The 19,741-nt window shown below is 72.8% G+C and carries 18 protein-coding genes; 15 read left to right on the forward strand and 3 right to left on the reverse strand.

Annotated features, from left to right (window positions below; genetic code table 11):
• The first annotated feature begins 53 nt into the window (after positions 1–53).
• The 7 genes from EDD39_RS01370 to EDD39_RS01395 all read left to right on the forward strand — a co-directional run bounded on the left by EDD39_RS01370 (position 54) and on the right by EDD39_RS01395 (position 9,612).
• A complete protein-coding gene (locus tag EDD39_RS01370) occupies positions 54–1,115 on the forward strand; it encodes a HAMP domain-containing sensor histidine kinase (protein WP_123820010.1) in 1,062 nt (353 codons plus the stop codon).
• A 301-nt stretch (positions 1,116–1,416) separates the two neighbouring features.
• Entirely contained in the window at positions 1,417–5,163 is a 3,747-nt protein-coding gene (locus EDD39_RS01375; protein ID WP_123552979.1) for a multifunctional oxoglutarate decarboxylase/oxoglutarate dehydrogenase thiamine pyrophosphate-binding subunit/dihydrolipoyllysine-residue succinyltransferase subunit, read from the forward strand.
• A 202-nt stretch (positions 5,164–5,365) separates the two neighbouring features.
• Positions 5,366–6,493, forward strand: coding sequence for a serine/threonine-protein kinase (locus EDD39_RS40525; RefSeq protein WP_341869275.1), 1,128 nt, complete (start codon positions 5,366–5,368; stop codon positions 6,491–6,493).
• Positions 6,433–7,275, forward strand: coding sequence for a hypothetical protein (locus EDD39_RS40530; RefSeq protein ID WP_244257294.1), 843 nt, complete (start codon positions 6,433–6,435; stop codon positions 7,273–7,275). The genes EDD39_RS40525 and EDD39_RS40530 overlap by 61 nt, the downstream gene beginning before the upstream one ends.
• Positions 7,276–7,338: 63 nt before the next feature.
• A complete protein-coding gene (locus EDD39_RS01385) occupies positions 7,339–7,518 on the forward strand; it encodes a DUF6104 family protein (RefSeq protein ID WP_030457779.1) in 180 nt (59 codons plus the stop codon).
• Positions 7,519–7,735: 217 nt separating this feature from the next.
• Positions 7,736–8,629, forward strand: a complete 894-nt coding sequence (locus EDD39_RS01390; RefSeq protein WP_123552981.1) for a DUF4097 family beta strand repeat-containing protein — start codon at positions 7,736–7,738, stop codon at positions 8,627–8,629.
• The gene (locus tag EDD39_RS01395; RefSeq protein WP_123552983.1) at positions 8,629–9,612 is read left to right on the forward strand and encodes a PadR family transcriptional regulator; all 984 of its coding nucleotides are present in this window, start codon (positions 8,629–8,631) and stop codon (positions 9,610–9,612) included. The genes EDD39_RS01390 and EDD39_RS01395 overlap by 1 nt, the downstream gene beginning before the upstream one ends.
• A gap of 87 nt (positions 9,613–9,699) precedes the next feature.
• Here EDD39_RS01395 and EDD39_RS01400 read toward each other — a convergent pair whose 3' ends face one another.
• The gene (locus tag EDD39_RS01400) at positions 9,700–10,662 is read right to left on the reverse strand and encodes a zinc-binding dehydrogenase (protein WP_123552984.1); all 963 of its coding nucleotides are present in this window, start codon (positions 10,660–10,662) and stop codon (positions 9,700–9,702) included.
• A 189-nt stretch (positions 10,663–10,851) separates the two neighbouring features.
• Entirely contained in the window at positions 10,852–12,045 is a 1,194-nt protein-coding gene (locus EDD39_RS01405) for an NAD(P)-dependent malic enzyme (protein WP_123552986.1), read from the reverse strand.
• A 558-nt stretch (positions 12,046–12,603) separates the two neighbouring features.
• On the opposite strand from EDD39_RS01405, the gene EDD39_RS01410 reads away from it, so the two are divergent.
• The 5 genes from EDD39_RS01410 to EDD39_RS01430 all read left to right on the forward strand — a co-directional run bounded on the left by EDD39_RS01410 (position 12,604) and on the right by EDD39_RS01430 (position 17,228).
• Complete coding sequence (locus tag EDD39_RS01410) at positions 12,604–13,545, forward strand: ABC transporter substrate-binding protein (RefSeq protein WP_123552988.1); 942 nt, start codon at positions 12,604–12,606, stop codon at positions 13,543–13,545.
• Positions 13,546–13,837: 292 nt separating this feature from the next.
• A complete protein-coding gene (locus EDD39_RS01415; RefSeq protein WP_123552990.1) occupies positions 13,838–14,740 on the forward strand; it encodes an ABC transporter substrate-binding protein in 903 nt (300 codons plus the stop codon).
• 79 nt (positions 14,741–14,819) lie between these two features.
• Positions 14,820–15,716: an amino acid ABC transporter permease gene (locus tag EDD39_RS01420; protein WP_123552991.1), complete on the forward strand. Its 897-nt coding sequence runs from the start codon at positions 14,820–14,822 to the stop codon at positions 15,714–15,716.
• Positions 15,713–16,501, forward strand: a complete 789-nt coding sequence (locus EDD39_RS01425) for an amino acid ABC transporter ATP-binding protein (RefSeq protein WP_123552994.1) — start codon at positions 15,713–15,715, stop codon at positions 16,499–16,501. Before EDD39_RS01420 ends, EDD39_RS01425 begins: the two co-directional genes overlap by 4 nt.
• A gap of 139 nt (positions 16,502–16,640) precedes the next feature.
• Positions 16,641–17,228, forward strand: coding sequence for a CGNR zinc finger domain-containing protein (locus EDD39_RS01430; protein WP_030909334.1), 588 nt, complete (start codon positions 16,641–16,643; stop codon positions 17,226–17,228).
• Between the two features lie 7 nt (positions 17,229–17,235).
• Here the strand turns inward: EDD39_RS01430 and sodX are convergent, their stop codons facing one another.
• The gene (sodX, locus tag EDD39_RS01435) at positions 17,236–17,658 is read right to left on the reverse strand and encodes a nickel-type superoxide dismutase maturation protease (RefSeq protein WP_244256558.1); all 423 of its coding nucleotides are present in this window, start codon (positions 17,656–17,658) and stop codon (positions 17,236–17,238) included.
• 104 nt (positions 17,659–17,762) lie between these two features.
• Here sodX and sodN point away from each other — a divergent pair, with 104 nt between their 5' ends.
• From sodN to EDD39_RS01450, 3 genes are all read left to right on the forward strand, one after another.
• Positions 17,763–18,158, forward strand: coding sequence for a superoxide dismutase, Ni (gene sodN, locus EDD39_RS01440; protein WP_030457790.1), 396 nt, complete (start codon positions 17,763–17,765; stop codon positions 18,156–18,158).
• A 199-nt stretch (positions 18,159–18,357) separates the two neighbouring features.
• The gene (locus EDD39_RS01445) at positions 18,358–18,705 is read left to right on the forward strand and encodes a GntR family transcriptional regulator (RefSeq protein ID WP_123552996.1); all 348 of its coding nucleotides are present in this window, start codon (positions 18,358–18,360) and stop codon (positions 18,703–18,705) included.
• Complete coding sequence (locus EDD39_RS01450) at positions 18,702–19,685, forward strand: DUF1648 domain-containing protein (RefSeq protein ID WP_244256559.1); 984 nt, start codon at positions 18,702–18,704, stop codon at positions 19,683–19,685. The genes EDD39_RS01445 and EDD39_RS01450 overlap by 4 nt, the downstream gene beginning before the upstream one ends.
• Positions 19,686–19,741 lie beyond the last annotated feature (56 nt).

The following is a 19,741-nucleotide window of genomic DNA, read 5'->3' on the forward strand; positions in this document are numbered from 1 at the left end:
GAGCCGGCTCCCCCCGGCCCCGGCCCTCGCTCGCGGCGCGCGCCGCGCACCGGGTGTGGGCGGACATCCGCCCGTTCGACCCGGTCCGCTCGATCAAGGGCAAGCTGGCGGTGCTGGTGGTCGTCTCGGTGGTGCTGGCCACCGGGATGGTGGTGGTGGCGATCCGGTCGGAGACCCAGATCCGGATCATCATGATCTTCTCGCTGATCGCCTCGCTGCTGTTCATGCAGTTCCTGGCGAACGGGCTGACGGCGCCGCTGCGCGACATGACGGCGGCGGCGCGGTCGATGGCGGAGGGCGACTACAGCGCCCGGGTCGAGGTGTCCTCGCGGGACGAGATCGGCGAGCTGGCCGACACCTTCAACCGGATGGCGGGCGACCTGGAGGCCGCCGACCGGCACCGCCGCGAGCTGATCGCCAACGTCTCGCACGAGCTGCGCACGCCGATCGCGGCGCTGCGCGGCCTGCTGGAGAACGTGGTGGACGGCGTGGTGAAGCCGGACCCGAAGAACCTGGGCACCGCGCTGGAGCAGACCGAGCGGCTGGGCCGGCTGGTGACCCACCTGCTGGACCTGTCGAAGCTGGACGACGGCGTGGTCCCGCTGGACTCCCGCCCGTTCCCGGTCCGCCCGTTCCTGGACGGGGTGCTGCGCGGGGTGACGGTGGACGGGGCGACGGCGGGCGGCGCGTACGCCCGGCGCGGGGACGTCCGACTGGAGGTGGAGGTGGAGCCGGCCGGGCTGTCCGCGGTGGCGGACGAGGAGCGGCTGCACCAGGTGGTGGCCAACCTGGTGGACAACGCCTGCAAGCACTCGCCGGTCGGCGGCACCGTGACGGTGCGGGCCCGGGCGGCCGAGGGCGGCGGGCTGCTGCTGGAGGTGGAGGACCAGGGTCCGGGCATCCCGGCGGCGGACCGCGAGCGGGTCTTCGAGCGGTTCGGCCGGAGCGGTTCGCCGACCGCGCTGGGGCCGGGCAGCGACGGCGGGACGGGTCTCGGGCTGGCGATCGCGCGCTGGGCGGTGGACCTGCACGGCGGCCGGATCCGGGTGGCGGAGGCGGCCGCGGGCTGCCGGATCGAGGTCACCCTGCCGGGTGAGACGCCGGTGCCGGTCTGAGACTGTGGCGGAATCGGTACAAACCGGGGACGGGCTGCTCGGTGCCGGTCCCCGCCCCGGGCCGCCAACTGGTCCAGACCACTGCTTCGTCCGATTTTCTGCCAGTATGACCACGACCGATCAGGGGCCCTTTTCCCTGATTTCCGGCATCCCTAACGCCGGGATCCGGCCAAAAACCCGCTCGGCGGTGTGATCTGGGTGACGCCTGACCACCGGGGACTGCGCGATCACTCGTCGGAGGCGTAGCCTTAATCCCCGCTGTCCACCATCCCAAAAGGAAGCGGAAGAGGGCGGTTGCCCCGTGTCGCCACACCAAAAAACCCCCAGCTCGGCAAGCTCCACTGGCTTCGGCCCCAATGAGTGGCTCGTCGACGAGATCTACCAGCAGTACCTCCAGGACCCGGCCTCGGTCGACCGTGCCTGGTGGGACTTTTTCGCCGACTACAAGCCCGGTACCGAGGTGACTCCAGTGACCCAGGCCGCAACTCCGGTCGGCGCCCAGCCGACCCCCGTTGCCGCTCCCGTTGCCGCAGCTCCGGCCGCGCCCGCCGCCCCCGCGCCCGTCGCGCCGGCGCCCGCGCAGCCGGTGGCCGCTCCCGCGCCGCTCCCGGCCGCCCCCGCCGCGCCGCCCGCGCCGAAGGCGGCGGCCCCGGCCGCCGCCGCGCCCGCGAAGGCCGCCGCCGAGGGCCCCGAGCTGGTCCAGCTGCGCGGCCCGGCCAAGGCCGTGGCGTCCAACATGGACGCCTCGCTGGAGGTTCCGACCGCCACCTCGGTGCGCGCCGTCCCGGCGAAGCTGCTGATCGACAACCGCATCGTCATCAACAACCACCTGCAGCGCGCCCGCGGCGGCAAGGTGTCCTTCACCCACCTGATCGGCTACGCGCTGGTCCAGGCCGTGAAGGCCAACCCCGCGATGAACTACAGCTACAAGGTGGAGGACGGCAAGTCCTACCTGGTGAAGCCCGAGCACGTGAACCTGGGCCTCGCCATCGACCTGGTCAAGCCGAACGGCGACCGCCAGCTGGTCGTCGCGGCCATCAAGAAGGCCGAGACGCTCGACTTCTTCGGCTTCTGGCAGGCCTACGAGGACATCGTCCGCCGGGCCCGCGCCAACAAGCTGACCATGGACGACTTCACCGGCGTCACGGTCTCGCTGACCAACCCCGGCGGCATCGGCACCGTGCACTCCGTGCCGCGCCTGATGCAGAACCAGGGCACCATCGTCGGCGTCGGCGCGATGGAGTACCCGGCCGAGTTCCAGGGCTCCTCCCAGGAGACGCTGGCCCGCCTGGGCATCTCCAAGATCATGACCCTGACCTCGACCTACGACCACCGGGTCATCCAGGGCGCGGCCTCGGGCGAGTTCCTCCGCTCGATCCACCAGCTGCTGCTGGGCGCGAACAACTTCTACGACGAGGTGTTCGAGTCCCTGCGGATCCCGTACGAGCCGGTGCGCTGGGCGACCGACGTGGCGACCACCCACGACGACGAGGTCAACAAGACCGCCCGGGTCATCGAGCTGATCCACTCCTACCGGGTCCGCGGCCACCTGATGGCCGACACCGACCCGCTGGAGTACATGCAGCGCAAGCACCCCGACCTGGACGTCGTCTCGCACGGCCTCACCCTGTGGGACCTGGAGCGCGAGTTCGCGGTCGGCGGCTTCGGCGGCCAGAAGATGATGAAGCTCCGCGACATCCTCGGCCTGCTGCGCAACACCTACTGCCGCACCGTCGGCATCGAGTACATGCACATCCAGGACCCGGCGCAGCGCAAGTGGCTGCAGGAGCGCCTGGAGAAGCCGTACACCAAGCCGGAGCGCGAGGAGCAGCTGCGCATCCTGCGCCGGCTGAACTCGGCCGAGGCGTTCGAGACCTTCCTGCAGACCAAGTACGTCGGGCAGAAGCGGTTCTCGCTGGAGGGCGGCGAGTCGCTCATCCCGCTGCTGGACGCCACCATCGACGCCGCCGCCGAGCACCGCCTCGACGAGGCCGTCATCGGCATGGCGCACCGCGGCCGGCTGAACGTGCTGGCGAACATCGTCGGCAAGCCGTTCGGCAAGATCTTCGGCGAGTTCGAGGGCAACCTCGACCCGAAGTCGATGCACGGCTCCGGCGACGTGAAGTACCACCTGGGCTCCGAGGGCACCTTCACCGGCCTGGACGGCGAGACCATCAAGGTGTCGCTGGCCGCCAACCCCTCGCACCTGGAGACCGTCGACCCGGTCGTCGAGGGCATCGCCCGCGCCAAGCAGGACATCCTGGACTTCGGCGGCACCACCTTCCCGGTGCTCCCGATCCAGATCCACGGCGACGCGGCCTTCGCGGGCCAGGGCGTGGTCGCGGAGACCCTGAACATGTCGCAGCTGCGCGGCTACCGCACCGGCGGCACCGTGCACATCGTGGTCAACAACCAGGTCGGCTTCACCGCCGCCCCGGCCTCCTCGCGCTCCTCGATGTACTGCACCGACGTGGCCCGGATGATCGAGGCGCCGATCTTCCACGTGAACGGCGACGACCCGGAGGCCGTGGTCCGCGTCGCGCGACTGGCCTTCGAGTTCCGCCAGCAGTTCCACAAGGACGTCGTGATCGACCTCATCTGCTACCGCCGCCGCGGTCACAACGAGGCCGACAACCCGTCGTTCACCCAGCCGCTGATGTACGACCTGATCGACAAGAAGCGCTCGGTGCGCAAGCTCTACACCGAGGCGCTGATCGGTCGCGGCGACATCACCATGGAAGAGGCCGAGCAGGCGCTGCAGGACTTCCAGGGCCAGCTGGAGAAGGTGTTCTCCGAGGTCCGCGAGGCCACCGCCGCCCCGGCTCCGGCCGAGACCGGCCGCCCGGTCGCGGACTTCCCGGTGTCGATCCAGACCGGCATCTCCGCCGAGATGGTCAAGCGGATCGCCGCCTCGCAGGTCAACCTGCCGGACTGGCTGACCGTGCACCCGCGCCTGCTGCCGCAGCTGCAGCGCCGCGCCGCCTCGGTCGAGGACAACACCATCGACTGGGCCACCGGCGAGGCGCTCGCCATCGGCTCGCTGCTGATGGAGGGCCACCCGGTCCGGCTGGCCGGCCAGGACTCCCGCCGCGGCACCTTCGGCCAGCGCCACGCGGTGCTGATCGACCGGAACACCGGCGAGGACTACACCCCGCTGATGTACCTGACCGAGGACCAGGCCCGGTTCACCGTCTACGACTCGCTGCTCAGCGAGTATGCGGCGATGGGCTTCGAGTACGGCTACTCGCTGACCCGCCCGAACGCGCTGGTCATGTGGGAGGCCCAGTTCGGCGACTTCGTCAACGGCGCGCAGACCATGGTCGACGAGTACATCGCGTCCGCCGAGCAGAAGTGGGGCCAGCACTCCGGCGTCACCCTGCTGCTGCCGCACGGCATGGAGGGCCAGGGCCCGGACCACTCGTCCGCCCGCCCGGAGCGCTTCCTGGCGCTGTGCGCGCAGGACAACATGACGGTCGCCATGCCGACCCTGCCGTCGAACTACTTCCACCTGCTGCGCTGGCAGGCGCACAACCCGCACCACAAGCCGCTCATCGTCTTCACCCCGAAGTCGATGCTGCGCCTGAAGGCCGCGGCGTCCGCCGCCTCCGAGTTCCTCAGCGGCGGCTTCCGCCCGGTGATCGGGGACAGCACGGTCGACCCGGCGCAGGTCCGCAAGGTGGTGATCACCTCCGGCAAGTTCTACTACGACCTGGAGGCGGCCCGGACCGCGCGCGGCACCACCGACACCGCGATCGTCCGCGTCGAGCGCCTGTACCCGCTGCCGGTGGCCGAGCTCCAGGAGGAGCTCAGCCGCTACGGCGACGACGTGCAGTTCGTCTGGGCGCAGGAGGAGCCGGCCAACCAGGGTGCCTGGCCGTTCATCGCCATGAACCTGGTCGACCACCTGCAGGTCGTGATCGGCCGCTCCGGTGGCAACGCCCGGCTGCGCCGGGTCGCCCGCACGGCCTCCTCGGCCCCCGCGGTCGGCTCCGCCAAGCGGCACGCGGCCGAGCAGCAGGCGCTGGTCGAAGAGGTGTTCTCGCTCTGACCCGCTGAGGCGCGGCACCGCACCGACCGCCCCCGTCCCCGGTTCTCCGGGGGCGGGGGCGGTTCCGTTTCCGGACCGTGATGCGCTGCGGACCGCCGCGGGCTGCACGGGTTCTGACGGATCGGTAGGTTATGGGGCGCCGTCCGGTGGAGCCGCCCGGACGGCCGTCTTCCGGCACCGTCGTCCAAGGGGGAACCGCCGCATGGCAGCCGACACTCCGCAGAACGCCGTCCCACTCCCACCGGTCTTCCAGCCGCTGCTGCCGGACGACCCGCGGGAGGTCGGCGGGTACCGGCTGTTCGCCCGCCTCGGCGCCGGCGGCATGGGCCGGGTCTACCTGTCGTACACGCCGGGCGGCCGGCCGGTGGCGCTCAAGGTGGTGCGGCCGGAGTTCGCCGAGGACGGGGAGTTCCGCCGCCGCTTCGCGCAGGAGGTGAGCAGCGCCCAGCGCATCCACGGGCTGTACACGGCGCAGGTGATCGACTCCGGCGGCCTGGAGTCGGGCGCGCCGTGGCTGGTCACCTCGTACGTGCCCGGGCCGTCACTGCAGCAGGTGGTGCGCGAGCACGGGGCGCTGCCGGTGCGCACGGTGCTGCTGCTGGTGGGCGGGATCGCGGAGGCGCTGCAGGCGATCCACAGCGTGCGGGTGGTGCACCGGGACCTCAAGCCGGCCAACGTGCTGGTGGCCGCGGACGGGCCGCGGGTGATCGACTTCGGCATCGCGCGGGCCGCCGACGCGACGGCGCTGACCGGCACCGGCTACCGGATCGGCTCGCCCGCCTTCATGTCGCCGGAGCAGGCCCAGGGCCGGCCGGTCACCGCGGCCACCGACGTGTTCGCGCTGGGCGCGCTGGCCGCGTACGTGGCGGGCGGCGCGCCGCCGTTCGGCGACGGGCCGGACACCGCGGTGCTGTACCGGGTGGTGCACGAGGAGCCGGAGCTGGGCACGGTGCCGGCGCCGCTGCGCGAGCTGATCGGGCGCTGCCTGGCCAAGGACCCGGAGGACCGGCCGACGCCCGCCGAGATCATCGAGGCGGCCCGGGAGCACCCGGTGGTGGGCGGGCAGCTGCGGTTCGGCGAGGACTGGCTGCCGGGGCAGGTGAACACCGAGATCACCCGGCGCTCCGACCTGCCGAGGACCCCGCCGACGCCGCTGCCGGCCGCGCCGCCGACCCTGCCGGCCACTCCCCCCTGCCGTTCGCCCCGCCGGCCCGGCCGCCCGCGCAGGCGCACGTCCCGCTGCCGCCGGCCGGGGTGTTCGGGCCGCCCGTGCCCGTCTCGGAGGCGGCCACCGGCCCGGTGGCGCCGGCCGATCCGACGGTGCGGCTGACCGAGCAGCACACCCCGCCGCCCGGCCCGGCCGTCCCGTTCGCCACCGGACCCGGTCCGTTCGCCACCGGGCCCGTCCCGGCGCCCGCCCCCGCTCCGGCCGCCGGGCGGGAGGAGCGCCGCCGCGGGGTGTCCTGGAAGACCCTGCTGGTGGTCGCGCTGGTGACGCTGCTGGCGGGCACCACGGGCGGGCTGGTGCTGATGAAGCAGCTCGGCAAGAACGACAAGAAGGACGACCGTCCGGTCGCCACCCGGACCGTCACGGTGGGCCCGAGTCCGGCGGGCGGCGGGGTGGGCGGCGACGGCGGCAGCCAGGACCGGGTGTCGGCCCCGCCGTCGGCGTCGGCGTCCGCGTCCGCCGGCGCGAAGACCTCGGCCTCCGCGTCGGCCCACCAGAGCGGGGCGCCGGCCGGGTTCACCGCGGTCTACACCGACCGCGCGCTGTCCGCGCCCAGCAACGACTACGGCTTCGACCTGCTCAACGGCAAGGTGGTGCCGACCTCGGTCAGCGACACCCTGGTGCGGCCCAGCTACGACAAGCTGTACGTGCCGGACGACTTCGACCGCTACCTCAGCAAGTCGGACTCGCTCAGCCCGCAGGAGTGCTCGGACGCCATCGACAAGAACCCGAGCGCCTCGTTCCCGTACGGCGACCTGCCGCCGGGCCGGCTGATCTGCGTGCGCAACCGGCAGAGCTGGGGCGTGGCGATCATGAAGATCACCAACGTCGGCAACGACGGCGCGGTGTCGCTCTCGCTCAGCTACTACCGGTACAACGGCTGATCGCGGCGCCACTATCCTGGGGTGCGACGGACCTGGAACCACCCACCCCCGGAGCGAACCACCGTGTACTTCACCGACCGCGGCATCGAGGAGTTGGAGAGCCGGCGTGGCGAGGAGGAGGTCACTTTCGAGTGGCTGGCCGAGCGCCTGCGGGAGTTCGTGGACCTGAACCCGGACTTCGAGGTGCCGGTGGAGCGGCTGGCCACCTGGCTGGCCCGGCTGGACGACGAGGACGACGAGTGACCGGCTGACGCACCGTCAGCAGCACGGCCCGGGAGGCGGTTCCGCCTCCCGGGCCGTCCGCGTTCCCGGGGTCGCCCCGGAGGGCGGGTCGGGGCCGGGTCGGGGTGCGCTCCGGGTCGGGATCGGGGTCGGGTCTCCTTGACTTCCCGGCCACGCGATATATCGTGAATAGCAGAAGAACGCGATACATCGCGTATGGGCGGACGGGGAGCCGGAAATGACCCAGTGGACGGTAGACAGCACCGAGCAGATCGCCTTCGACGAGAGCGTGCACACCCTGCACGTCCGGGTCGTCGACGGCGCCGTGAACGTGGTCCCCACCGAGGGGCCCGCCCGACTGGAGGTGGCCAGGCTGGAGGGCGAGCCGCTCCAGGTCACCCTGGAGGACGGCGTGCTCACGGTCACCTACAAGGACCTCAGCTGGGGCGAGTTCGGCGAGGCCGTGAAGTCCGTGCAGACGGTGAAGTCCTTCTTCTCCGGGCTGCGCCGCAAGCGCAGCGCCGACCTGACGGTCGCGGTGCCGGCCGCCGCCGTGGTCCGGGTCGGCACCGTCTCCGCCGACGCCACCGTCTCCGGCATCGCCGGCGAGGTCGGCGTGCACGGGGCCAGCGGCGCCACCACGCTGGCCGGGCTGACCGGCCTGGTCAGCGCCAACACCGTCTCGGGGGACGTGGACGCCGAGGGCCTGTCCGGCGAGCTGAAGGTCAACACGGTGTCCGGCGCCGTCACCCTGGTGGCCGGTTCGGCGACCAGGATCCGCGCCCACTCGGTGTCCGGCGCCGTCACCCTGGACCTGGACGCCGCCACCCCCACCGACATCGGCGTCAACACCGTCTCCGGCCCGGTCGGCGTCCGGCTGCCCGCCCTCGCCGACGCCAAGGTCGAGGCCGGCACCACCAGCGGGACGCTCTCCAGCGCCTTCGCCGAGCTCAGCGTCGGCGGCGGCTGGGGCTCCAAGAAGCTCTCCGGCCAGCTCGGCACCGGCCGCGGCCGCCTCGCGGTGACCACCGTGACCGGCGCGGTCACCGTCCAGCGCCGCCCCGAGGCCGAGGAGGACCGCCCGCCCAAGGAGCTGTCGACCTCCCCGCTCGACCTGACCAAGGAGTCCTGATGACACCGGTGTTCGGCCACGGGCGGCTGCGCCTCTACCTGCTGAAGCTGCTCGACGAGAGCCCCCGGCACGGCTACGAGGTGATCCGGCTGCTGGAGGAGCGCTTCCACGGCCTGTACGCGCCCTCCGCGGGCACCGTCTACCCCCGGCTGGCCAAGCTGGAGGCCGAGGGCCTGGTCAGCCACACCACCGAGGGCGGCCGCAAGGTCTACCGGCTGACCGACGCCGGGCGGAGCGAACTCGCCTCCCGGGCCGCCGAGTTGACCGACCTGGAGGCCGAGATCCACGACTCGGTCGGCCAGCTCGCCGGGGCCATCCGGCAGGACGTCCGGGACAACGCCAAGGACCTGCGCGCCGAGCTGTGGAACCAGGCCGCCGCCGACCCCGCCGCGTCCTCGGCCGGGACGCCCTGGCGCGACCAGGAGTCCTGGCAGCGGGCCAAGGAGGAGTTCGCCCGGCTCAAGGCCGAGACCAAGGAGCAGGCCCGGCGCGCCAAGGAGCAGGAGAAGGCCGCCCGGCAGCAGACCAAGGCCGCCGAGGCGGAGGCCAGGAAGCTGCGCGAGCAGTCCAAGGCCGCCCGCACCGCCGCCCAGCAGGAGGCGCTGCGGCTCAAGCGCCGGGTCGAGGAGCAGGTCAGGGCGCACGCCGCGGGCGGCGACTGGTCGGCCGGCCTGGCCGAGGGCCTGGCCGAACTCACCCGCGGCCTGGGCTCGTTGGCGGACGCCGCGCGCTGGGGCGGGCCCGAGGAGCCGGCCGTCCGGATCGACCTCGACAAGGACGCCCCGGCGCCCGAGGCCGCCGACCTGCCGGACTGGGCCCGCACCGACCCGGACGGCGACCCGGCCCGCGAGCTCGAGCGGCTGCTCGACCGGTTCCGCGACCACGTCCGGGACACCGCCCGCGACCGCGGCGTCGACGCCGCCCGGCTGGCCCGCGCCCAGCAGGCGCTGGCCGCCGCCGCCCGCGCCCTGTACGGGCGCTGACGGCGCGTCAGAGACCCGGAGCGCCCCCGAGGACGGGTCGGGGGCGCTCCGCCCGCTGCGCGGGCCCGCCGGGGGCGGCGGGGGCCGTCAGGGGGTGAGCACCAGCTTGCCGAACACGTCCCCGCGCTCCAGCCGGGCGAACGCCTCCCGGGCCTCCGCCAGCGGCAGCACCGAGTCGATCACCGGCCGCACCCCGGCGTTGGCGCACAGCGCCAGCAGGCCGGCCAGCTCCTCCTTGGAGCCCATCGTCGAGCCGACCACCTTCAGCTCCAGGAAGAAGATCCGGTTCAGCTCGGCGGCCTTCGGGTTCGGCCCGCTGGTGGCCCCCGAGATCACGATCGTGCCGCCCGGGCGCAGCGACTTCACCGAGTGCGACCAGGTCGCCGCGCCGACCGTCTCCAGCACCGCGTCCACCCGCTCGGGCAGCCGGGCCCCGCTCTCGAACGCGGCGTCCGCGCCGAGCTCCACCGCCCGGGCCCGCTTCGCCTCGTCCCGCCCGGTGACCCACACCCGCAGCCCGGCCGCCTTGGCCAGCACCACCAGCGCGGTCGACACCCCGCCGCCGGCGCCCTGCACCAGCACGGTGTCGCCGGGCTTCACCCCGGCGTTGGTGAACAGCATCCGGTACGCGGTCAGCCAGGCGGTGGGCAGGCAGGCGGCCTGCTCGAAGCTCAGCTCCTTCGGCTTGGGCAGCAGGTTCCAGGTCGGCACCGCGACGCGCTGGGCGAAGGTGCCCTGGTAGCGCTCGGTCAGGATCGAGCGCGGCTCGTGCGAGCCGACGCCGTGGCCGCTCTGGCCGATCACCGAGTGGATCACCACCTCGTTGCCGTCCTGGTCCACGCCCGCCGCGTCGCAGCCGAGCACCATCGGCAGCCGCTCGGCGGGCAGGCCCACCCCGCGCAGCGACCACAGGTCGTGGTGGTTGAGCGTGGCGGCCTTCACCGTCACCACGCTCCAGCCCGGCCGCGCCTCCGGTTCGGGCAGCTCGCCCAGCTCCAGTGCGCTCAACGGGTCGTCGGGACTGATACGGGCGGCGTAGGCAGCGAACATGCCCGGACCATAGCCCCGCGGGGCCCGGCCCGTTAACCGCGACGCACTGTGAACGTCCCCATATTGCTTTTCCCGCACCGGTGTTCCGTGCGCGGGCACCGCGCCCCGCGCCGGGGGAGGACGGACGGCGGGGTCCGCCCCGGACGGTGTCCCGTCCCCGGGCGGACCCCGCGGCACCGCGGCTGCGCGTCAGACCCGCGCGATGCCCTCCGCCTTCGCCGCCTCCGCGACCGCGCGGGTGACCGCCGGGGCGACCCGCTCGTCGAAGGGCGACGGGATGACCTTCTGCGGCGTCAGCTCGTCGGCGACGACGCCCGCCAGGGCCTTCGCCGCGGCGAGCTTCATGCCCTCGGAGATCCGGCCGGCCCGGACCGAGAGCGCCCCGGCGAAGATGCCCGGGAAGGCCAGCACGTTGTTGATCTGGTTCGGGAAGTCGGAGCGCCCGGTGGCGACGACCGCCGCGTACCGGTGGGCCACCTCGGGGTGGATCTCCGGGGTGGGGTTGGCCATGGCGAAGATGAAGCAGCCCGGCGCCATGGTGGCGACGACCTCCTCCGGGACGGTGCCGCCGGAGACCCCGATGAACACGTCCGCGCCCGCCAGCGCGTCGGCCAGGGTGCCCTTGCGGCCGGTCCGGTTGGTGAGCGCCGCGATCTCGGCCTTGGCGTCGGTGAGGTCCTCGCGGCCCTGGTGGACCACGCCCCGGCGGTCGCAGACCGCGACGTCGCCGATGCCCGCGGCCAGCAGCATCTTGGCGATGGCGATGCCGGCCGCGCCCGCGCCGGAGATGACCGCGCGCAGGTCGCCGATCCGGCGGCCGGTCACCTCGGCCGCGTTCCACAGGGCGGCGGTGGTGACGATCGCGGTGCCGTGCTGGTCGTCGTGGAAGACCGGGATGTCGAGCCGCTCCTGGAGCTGCTTCTCGATCTCGAAGCAGCGCGGGGCGGAGATGTCCTCCAGGTTGACGCCGCCGAAGGACGGGGCGAGCCGGACGACGGTCTCGACGATCTCGTCGACGCCGGTGCAGTCCAGCGCGATCGGCACCGCGTCGACGCCGCCGAACTGCTTGAACAGGATGGCCTTGCCCTCCATCACGGGCAGCGAGGCCCGCGGGCCGATGTCGCCGAGGCCGAGCACCGCGGTGCCGTCGGTGACGACGGCGACGGTGTTGGACTTCCAGGTGTAGTCGTCGACCAGTTCGGGCTGTTCGGCGATGGCGGTGCAGACCCGGGCCACGCCCGGGGTGTAGGCGAGCGACAGGTCCTCGGCGTCGCGCACCGGGACGGTCGCCCGGATCTCCATCTTGCCGCCGCGGTGGAGCGCGAAGACGGCGTCCACCGGGTCGTCGGTGCTCTGGGTGTCGGTGATGATCTCCGCTGCCACAATGACCTCTTCGTCATATCAGCGAAGGCGCGCGTCCGACGGACTATCGGCCCGGCCACGCGGGAACGCGTGAGTCCGAGTCCGCCGCTTGAGGCGAACTCGGGTCCGGGTCGGGCGCTGCCGTCAGCGGCGCCCTCGGGTGAGGGTATAGGTGTTCTGCGCTGTTTCGTCCGGATCCGGCACCGCACCTGTGCCGGGTCCTTCTTGTCCGCGTGGCCCCCGAAGCGAGGGGTCCGCAGGGCACTCGCAGGAGCGAACGCAGACACGGAGGGGAGCTGGCGCCTTCGGATACGGAGCCGGTGACGGCTTCCGTTCCTGGGCACCCCGGCCCTGTGGCGAACCGGCGGTCTGAGTTCTGCGTCGGGGGTCACCCGATACCAGATTCTGACACACCCGCTACCCGGTCCATCAGGTCGGGATGGCAGTATCCGGTGTTCGACCACCGTTGTCCGGACGTTCCCGCGCCTGTCGGGCCGCGTCCTGCCCCGTCGCACCCGGCCGCGCCCACCGGCGCGCAGCGGCGGGGGCCCGCCCCACCTCTCCCACAGGAGGACCCAGATGTCGACGGACACTCCCCCCGCCAGATCCGGCGCCGTTCCCCGCCCCGCCGTCCTCGCCGCCGCCGCGGTGGCCGGCTCCCTGCTGCTGGCGGGCTGCGGCTCCGGCACCCCGTCCGGCGGCAGCGCCCCGGACACCGACCTGCACGCCCAACTGCCCGCGCAGGTACGGTCCGCGGGGGTGCTGCGGATCGGCTCGGACCTGACCTACGCTCCGATCGGATTCAAGGGCGAGGGCGGCAAGCCGGACGGGCTGGACGTCGACCTGGCCCACGCGCTGGGCGACGCGCTGGGCGTGCAGGTGCAGTTCGTCGACGCGCCGTTCGACCGGCTGCGGCTGGGGCTGCAGGCGCACGAGTACGACCTGCTGATGTCCGGGATGACCGACAACCCGCAGCGCCGGGACGGCACCGACGACCAGGCCCGCAAGATCAACGAGGGCCTGGACTTCGTGGACTACTTCGTCACCGGCACCTCGATCGTGGTGGCCAAGGGCAACCCGCAGAAGGTCTCCACCCTGGACGACCTGTGCGGGCGGACGGTCGCGCTGCAGCGCGGCACCGTCCAGTCGGTGCTGATGGAGCGCCAGGTCGGGGCCTGCCAGAAGGCCGGCAAGAAGCTGACGGTGACCGAGACCGACACCGACGACCAGGCGCTGGCGCTGGTGGCCCAGGGCCGGGCGGCGGCCGACCTGAACGACTCCCCGGTCGCGGCGCACGCGGTCAAGAACGGCCGGGCCGGGGCGCAGTTCCAGCTGGCCGGCGAGCAGTTGCAGGTGGCGCCGTACGGGATCGCGTTCGCCAAGGAGGACACCGCGCTGCGGGACGCCGTGGCGAAGGCGCTGAACCGGCTGATCCGGGACGGGGTGTACGACAAGGTGCTGGCCAAGTGGGGCCTGGCCGACGGGGCGGTGCAGAGCGCCGTGGTGAACGGCAGCTTCTAGCCGGACGGACGGGCCGGGGCCGGCCGGAACGGGGGCGGAGTGTCACCCGGTGCATGGGCATGCACCGGGTGGCATGGCCGGGGAAAAGCTCCGCATACCGGACGGTCATCTGTCCTGTTATCCGATTTTGATCTGGGAGGGGGTCCGATTTCCCACCCACAGTGGCAGGATTCCCCCCACATCGGATCCACCTGTCACCTCGGCGGAGGGTGGCGAGCACCGAACTGCTGTACCGCTCGGCACCCCCCGGCGGCGCGGCGCCCCGTCCGATTCCCCCAGGAGGAGATCCCCCATGCCCGCTGCCCGTAACCCGCGTCTCCGGCCGATCACCGCAGCCGCCGTCCTCGCGGCCGGCTCCCTGCTCCTCACCGCGTGCGGAAGCGGCGGAGGCGGCTCCGCCGGCGGCGCCGACACCTCGGCACCGCTCTACGGCAAGCTCCCCGCCGAGATCCAGAAGGCCGGCGTCATCAAGGTCGGCTCCGAGGTCGCCTACGCCCCCGTGGAGTACAAGCAGGGCGAGAAGACCGTCGGCATCGACCCCGACCTGGCGGACGCGCTCGGCAAGCAGCTGGGGGTCAAGTTCCAGATCCAGGACGCCGGGTTCGACACCCTGATCACCTCCCTCGGCACCAAGCGGATCGACCTGATCATGTCCGCGATGACGGACAACAAGGACCGCCAGGGCAAGGGCGTCGAGTTCGTCGACTACTTCCGGGCCGGCACCTCGATCCTGACCCAGAAGGGCAACCCGAAGGGCATCCACTCGCTCGACGACCTGTGCGGTCAGACGGTCGCCCTGCAGAAGGCGACCGTCAACGAGGAGGCCGCGAAGACCCAGTCCGACAAGTGCACCGCGGCGGGCAAGGGCGCGATCACCATCCAGGGGTACGAGCACGACGGCGAGGCCCTGCTCAAGCTGAAGTCCGGTGCCGCCGTCGCCGACCTCAACGACTACCCGGTGGCCGCCTACAACGCGCAGACGTCCGGCGGCGGCAAGGACTTCGAGGTCGTCGGCGAGCAGATCGACCCGGGCCTCTACGGAATCGGCGTGGCCAAGGACAACACCCAGCTCCGCGACGCCGTCAAGGCCGGCGTGGAAGCCCTCATCGCCAACGGCGAGTACGCCAAGATCCTCGACAAGTACAACGTGAAGCTCGGTGCGGTCAGTTCCGTGACCGTCAACGGCGGTTCCTGACCCGCACCCGGGTGGGCACACGACGGTGTCCACCCGGCGGGCCCCCGCAAACCGCCGTCCGCCCGAGAGGCTCTTTCCCATGACATCCGTCCACACCGGTGCCGGCGAGGTCCCCGCCGAGCACACGATCAAGGCGATCCCGGTGCGCCACTACGGCCGGTGGGTATCGGCCGTCGCCGTGCTCCTCCTCCTGGCCGCGCTGATCGCGGCGTTCGCCGGGGCCGACATCCAGTGGTCCATCACCGGCGACAACCTCTTCACCTCGGCATCGGTCTCGGGGGCCTGGCACACCCTGCTGATCAGTGTCTGCGCGATGGCCCTGGGCCTGCTCCTCGGCGTGATCGCCGCAGTGATGCGGCTGTCACAGAACCCCGTCACCTCGTCGGTGGCCTGGGGGTACATCTGGCTCTTCCGCGGCACCCCGGTCCTGGTCCAGCTGTTGATCTGGTGGAACCTCGCGCTGGTCTTCCCCACCGTGCTCGGCGTCTCGACGAACACCCTCGTCACGCCCTTCGTCGCCGCGCTCCTCGGCCTCGGCATCAACGAGGGCGCGTACATGGCCGAGATCGTCCGGGCGGGAATCCAGTCCGTGGACGAGGGCCAGGCCGAAGCCGCGCACGCGCTCGGCCTCTCCAGGGCCAAGACCATGCGGCGCATCGTCCTCCCCCAGGCCATGCGCGTCATCGTCCCCCCCACGGGCAACGAGTTCATCAACATGCTGAAGACCTCGTCGCTCGCGTACGTGGTGACCTACGGCGAGCTCATGACCAAGGCCAAGGACGTCTACACCAACAACCTCGCGGTCATGGAACTGCTCTTCGTCACCTGCTTCTGGTACCTGGTGCTCACCACGATCTTCAGCGTCGGCCAGTACTACCTGGAGCGCTACTACGCGAAGGGCGCCACCCGTACGTTGCCACCCACCCCCCTGCAGAAGATCAAGGCGAACCTGCTCTCCCTGGGGCGTGCGCGATGACCGATTTCCAGAAGCCCGCCTCCGGCCAGGTCCTGGTCAAGGCCGAAGGGGTCCGCAAGTCCTACGGCCCGCTCGAGGTCCTCAAGGGCATCGACCTGGAGGTCCGCGCCGGTGAGGTGTTCTGCCTCGTCGGGCCGTCCGGCTCCGGCAAGTCGACGTTCCTCCGGTGCATCAACCACCTGGAGAAGATCAACGCCGGCCGGCTGTCGGTCGACGGCAACCTGGTCGGGTACCGCGAGAAGGGCGGCCGGCTCCACGAGCTGAAGGACAGCGAGGTCGCGCTCCAGCGCCGCGACATCGGCATGGTCTTCCAGCGCTTCAACCTCTTCCCGCACATGACGGTGGTGGAGAACATCATCGAGGCCCCCGTCCAGGTCAAGGGGACGGGGAAGGCGGCGGCGAAGGAGAAGGCCCGCGAACTGCTGGCCCGGGTCGGACTGGCCGACAAGGCCGACAACTACCCCGCGCAGCTCTCGGGCGGCCAGCAGCAGCGCGTCGCCATCGCCCGCGCCCTCGCGATGGAGCCCAAGCTCATGCTCTTCGACGAGCCGACCTCCGCGCTCGACCCGGAGCTGGTGGGCGACGTGCTGGACGTCATGCGGCAGCTCGCCCGGGACGGGATGACCATGATCGTGGTCACGCACGAGATGGCGTTCGCCCGCGAGGTCGGTGACGCCCTGGTCTTCATGGACGGCGGCGTGGTCGTGGAGTCCGGCCACCCCCGCGACGTGCTCACGAACCCGCAGCACGACCGCACGAAGGCGTTCCTGTCCAGGGTGCTCTGAGACGCGCGGCGAGGTCCCGCTCCGAGGTCCCGGAGCGGGACCTCGCCGCGTCCCCGGTCGATCGCACGAGCCGGGCCCCACCCGGACGTAATACCCTGGAGTGGCTCGACCCATTACACCTGCCCCGGAAGGACCTCCCGTGGAGCTCGCCTCGTACGCCGACTTCGCCGTCCGGCTGGTCAACAGCGAGGAACCCGACCGCGGCACCGACACCCTCACCACGGTGGACGCCGTCCGGGACCTGTTCGGCGAGCCGTCCCGGGCCTCCGCGCTGGCCGACGAGACCGACCTGCCCCGGCTGCGCGCCGTCCGGACCAGGCTCCGCGGGGTGTTCGAGGCCGCCGCCGCGGGCGAGGACGTCCGGGCCGTCGACCTGCTCAACAGCCTGATGGTGGAGTACCCGGTCAGCCCGCTGGTCTCCGGCCACGACGACCTGGACGACACCGGCCGCCCCAACTGGCACCTGCACCTGGCCGACAACGCGCCCACCGCGGCCGCCAACTACGCCGCCGTCTCCTGCATGGGCCTGGCCATCCACCTCACCGGCCTCGGCGTCGACCGGCTCGGCATCTGCCAGGCCGCCCCCTGCCGCAACGCCTACCTGGACACCTCCACCAACCGCTCCCGCCGCTACTGCTCCGACCGCTGCGCCACCCGCGCCAACGTGGCCGCCTACCGGGCCCGCAAGCGCCAGGAGGCCCAGCGCGCGCTGTCCGTGCCCGGCTGAGCCCCCGTCACAACCGGTCCTCGAACGCGGTGCTGACGCCCAGCCGCTCCGCCAGCCACGGCACCCGCCCGCGCGGCGGACGCCCGCGCAGCGCCCGTTCCAGCCGCCGCCCCGGCGCCAGCCAGGCCGGCCGCGGGGCCAGCCGCAGCAGCACTCGGCCGAGCACCAATCCGTCCGGCACCGGCCCGTACTCGCGGCTGTCGGTGCGCACCAGCGGGTTGTCCGAGAGCATCCACCAGCCGCCCGGCCGCCGCTCCGCCGCCCGCTTGACCACCAGCAGGTCCTGCTGCAGCGGGTGCCGGAACAGCGCGATCGCCCCGGGCCGCAGCGGCGCGCCGTAGCGCACCAGCACCCGGTCGCCGTCGGAGAGCAGTCGGCGCATCGACGGGCCGGCGATGTCGACGACGCCGAGCGGTGCCCCATATCGCACGATTCGGACTCCTTCTTTTGCCCTAGGCCCCCGGGGCGGCCGCGATTTCGGCCTGCCGTGAGGGTAATGTCGGGCGCGGGAAGACGATCTAAGGAAGGACCCCCATGTTCTCTCGTCTGTTTGCTCCGCGAGTCACCGCCCACGCCCACTGCGACCTGCCCTGCGGCGTGTACGACCCGGCCCAGGCCCGCATCGAGGCCGAGTCGGTGAAGGCCACTCAGGAGAAGTACCAGGCCAACGAGGACGCCGAGTTCCGGGCTCGCGCCATCGTCATCAAGGAGGAGCGCGCCGAGCTGGTCAAGCACCACCTCTCGGTGCTGCACACCGACTACTTCAAGGCCCCGCACTTCGAGGCCTACCCGGGCCTGCACGACCTGTTCAACCGGGCCGGCAAGGCCGCCTCGGCCGCCAAGGCGTCGACCGACCCGGCCACCGGCCAGGCCCTGCTGGACCTGATCGCCGAGATCGACGCGATCTTCTGGGAGACCAAGAAGGCCTGACCCCGCGTCAGCCCTCGCCGGACACCCGGCTGCCACCGCCCCTCCCGGGGCCCGGCAGCCGGGTGTTCGGCGTTTCCGGCCCCGTCCGCCCCCTCCCCGGCCCGCGCCCGACCCGTTCTCGACCCGTTCTCGACCCGCCCCCGGGCCCGCTCCCCCGCCCTTCACCCGAGAACACAATGGTGCTAGTTTCATTAGCACCATGTTGCTGAGACTGGACACCAAGGACACCCGGCCGCTGCACGAGCAGGTCGCCGCCGCCGTCCGCCGCGCCGTCGCCGAGGGCGAGTGCCGCCCGGGCGACCGGCTGCCCTCCGCGCGCGACCTCGCGCAGGCGCTCGACGTCAACGTCAACACCGTGCTGCGCGGCCTGCGCGACCTGCGCGACGACGGCCTGCTGGAGTTCCGGCGGGGCCGGGGCGTGACGGTCGCCGGCGGCGCCGAGCAGCGCTCCGGGCTGCTGGAGCAGGCCCGCGCGCTGGTCGCGGAGGCCGCCCGGAGCGGGTACAGCAGGGCCGAACTCATCGAGATCATCAGGGGGATACCGTGAACGAGCAGGAGCGCGAGCGGCGGAGCGGCCCGTGGTGGCCGACCGCCTGGGTGGCGGGCAGCGCGGTGCTGACCGCCGTCCTCCCGCTGGGCGCCGGCGACCGGCTGCCGGACCCGGTGGCCACCCACTGGAGCGGCAGCACCGCGAACGGCTCGATGCCGTTCTGGGCGGCCTGCCTGGTCCCGGCGCTGATCTGGGCGGTGCTGGGCGCCACGGGCCTGCTGGCGCTGCGCCGCACCGACCCGCTGCTGCGGGCCTGGACCACGGCCGGCCTGCTGGCGGGCGGCGTGCTGTTCCTCGGCCTGCAGGCCGCCGCGGTGCGGGCCAACCTCGACCGCGCCGACTGGCACGGGGCCCGGCTCCCGCTCGGCTGGTTCCTCGGCACTCTGGCGGCCGCCCTGCTGACCGGCCTGGCCGCGGGGCTGCTGGGCCGCCGCGGCCTGGCCCGCCGGGCGGTGCCCGAGGCGCCGGCCGGCCCGGTGCTGGAACTGCCCGACGGCGAGCGCCTGGTGTGGTTCTCCCGGGCGGTCAACCCCTGGATGCGGGCGCTGGCGGTGCTCTGCGGCCTGCTCGCCGCGGTGGTGCTGCCGGGCGCCGCGACCGGCCTGGTCGCGCCGCAGCCGGGCTGGACGCTGGGCGCGGTGCTCGCGCTGGCCGGCCTGGCCGTGGGGGCCTGCTCCTCGGTGCGGGTGCGGGTCTCCGCGGCCGGCCTCGAAGTGGCGCTGGGCCCGCTCGGCCTGCCGACCCGCCGCTGGACGCCGGACGAGCTGGGCCCGGCCCGGGTCGAGCAGCGGAGCGCGGCCCGGGCCGGCGGCTGGGGCTACCGGCTGAACGGCCTGGGCACCACCGTGATGCTGCGCTCCGGCCCGTGCCTGGTGGTCCGGATCGGCGCCACCGGCCACGACTTCGCGGTCAGCGTCGACGACGCCGAGCGCGGCGCCGCCCTGCTGAACGCGCTGCGCGCCCGGCAGTCCGCCTGAGCGCCCGCCCCTCCCCCACCCCCACCGGCAGCACCGCCCGGAGACCGTTTCCGGCG

Source organism: Kitasatospora cineracea, from assembly GCF_003751605.1.
Classification (GTDB): domain Bacteria; phylum Actinomycetota; class Actinomycetes; order Streptomycetales; family Streptomycetaceae; genus Kitasatospora; species Kitasatospora cineracea.

Excerpts from the sequence above, each read along its gene's own strand:
- EDD39_RS01400 (WP_123552984.1), bottom strand. The coding sequence starts at position 10,662 with ATGTTCGCTGCCTACGCCGCCCGTATCAGTCCCGACGACCCGTTGAGC.
- EDD39_RS01410 (WP_123552988.1), top strand. The coding sequence starts at position 12,604 with ATGTCGACGGACACTCCCCCCGCCAGATCCGGCGCCGTTCCCCGCCCC.
- EDD39_RS01420 (WP_123552991.1), top strand. The coding sequence starts at position 14,820 with ATGACATCCGTCCACACCGGTGCCGGCGAGGTCCCCGCCGAGCACACG.
- EDD39_RS01445 (WP_123552996.1), top strand. The coding sequence starts at position 18,358 with ATGTTGCTGAGACTGGACACCAAGGACACCCGGCCGCTGCACGAGCAG.
- EDD39_RS40525 (WP_341869275.1), top strand. The coding sequence starts at position 5,366 with ATGGCAGCCGACACTCCGCAGAACGCCGTCCCACTCCCACCGGTCTTC.
- EDD39_RS01395 (WP_123552983.1), top strand. The coding sequence starts at position 8,629 with ATGACACCGGTGTTCGGCCACGGGCGGCTGCGCCTCTACCTGCTGAAG.
- EDD39_RS01415 (WP_123552990.1), top strand. The coding sequence starts at position 13,838 with ATGCCCGCTGCCCGTAACCCGCGTCTCCGGCCGATCACCGCAGCCGCC.
- EDD39_RS01425 (WP_123552994.1), top strand. The coding sequence starts at position 15,713 with ATGACCGATTTCCAGAAGCCCGCCTCCGGCCAGGTCCTGGTCAAGGCC.
- sodN (WP_030457790.1), top strand. The coding sequence starts at position 17,763 with ATGTTCTCTCGTCTGTTTGCTCCGCGAGTCACCGCCCACGCCCACTGC.
- EDD39_RS01390 (WP_123552981.1), top strand. The coding sequence starts at position 7,736 with ATGACCCAGTGGACGGTAGACAGCACCGAGCAGATCGCCTTCGACGAG.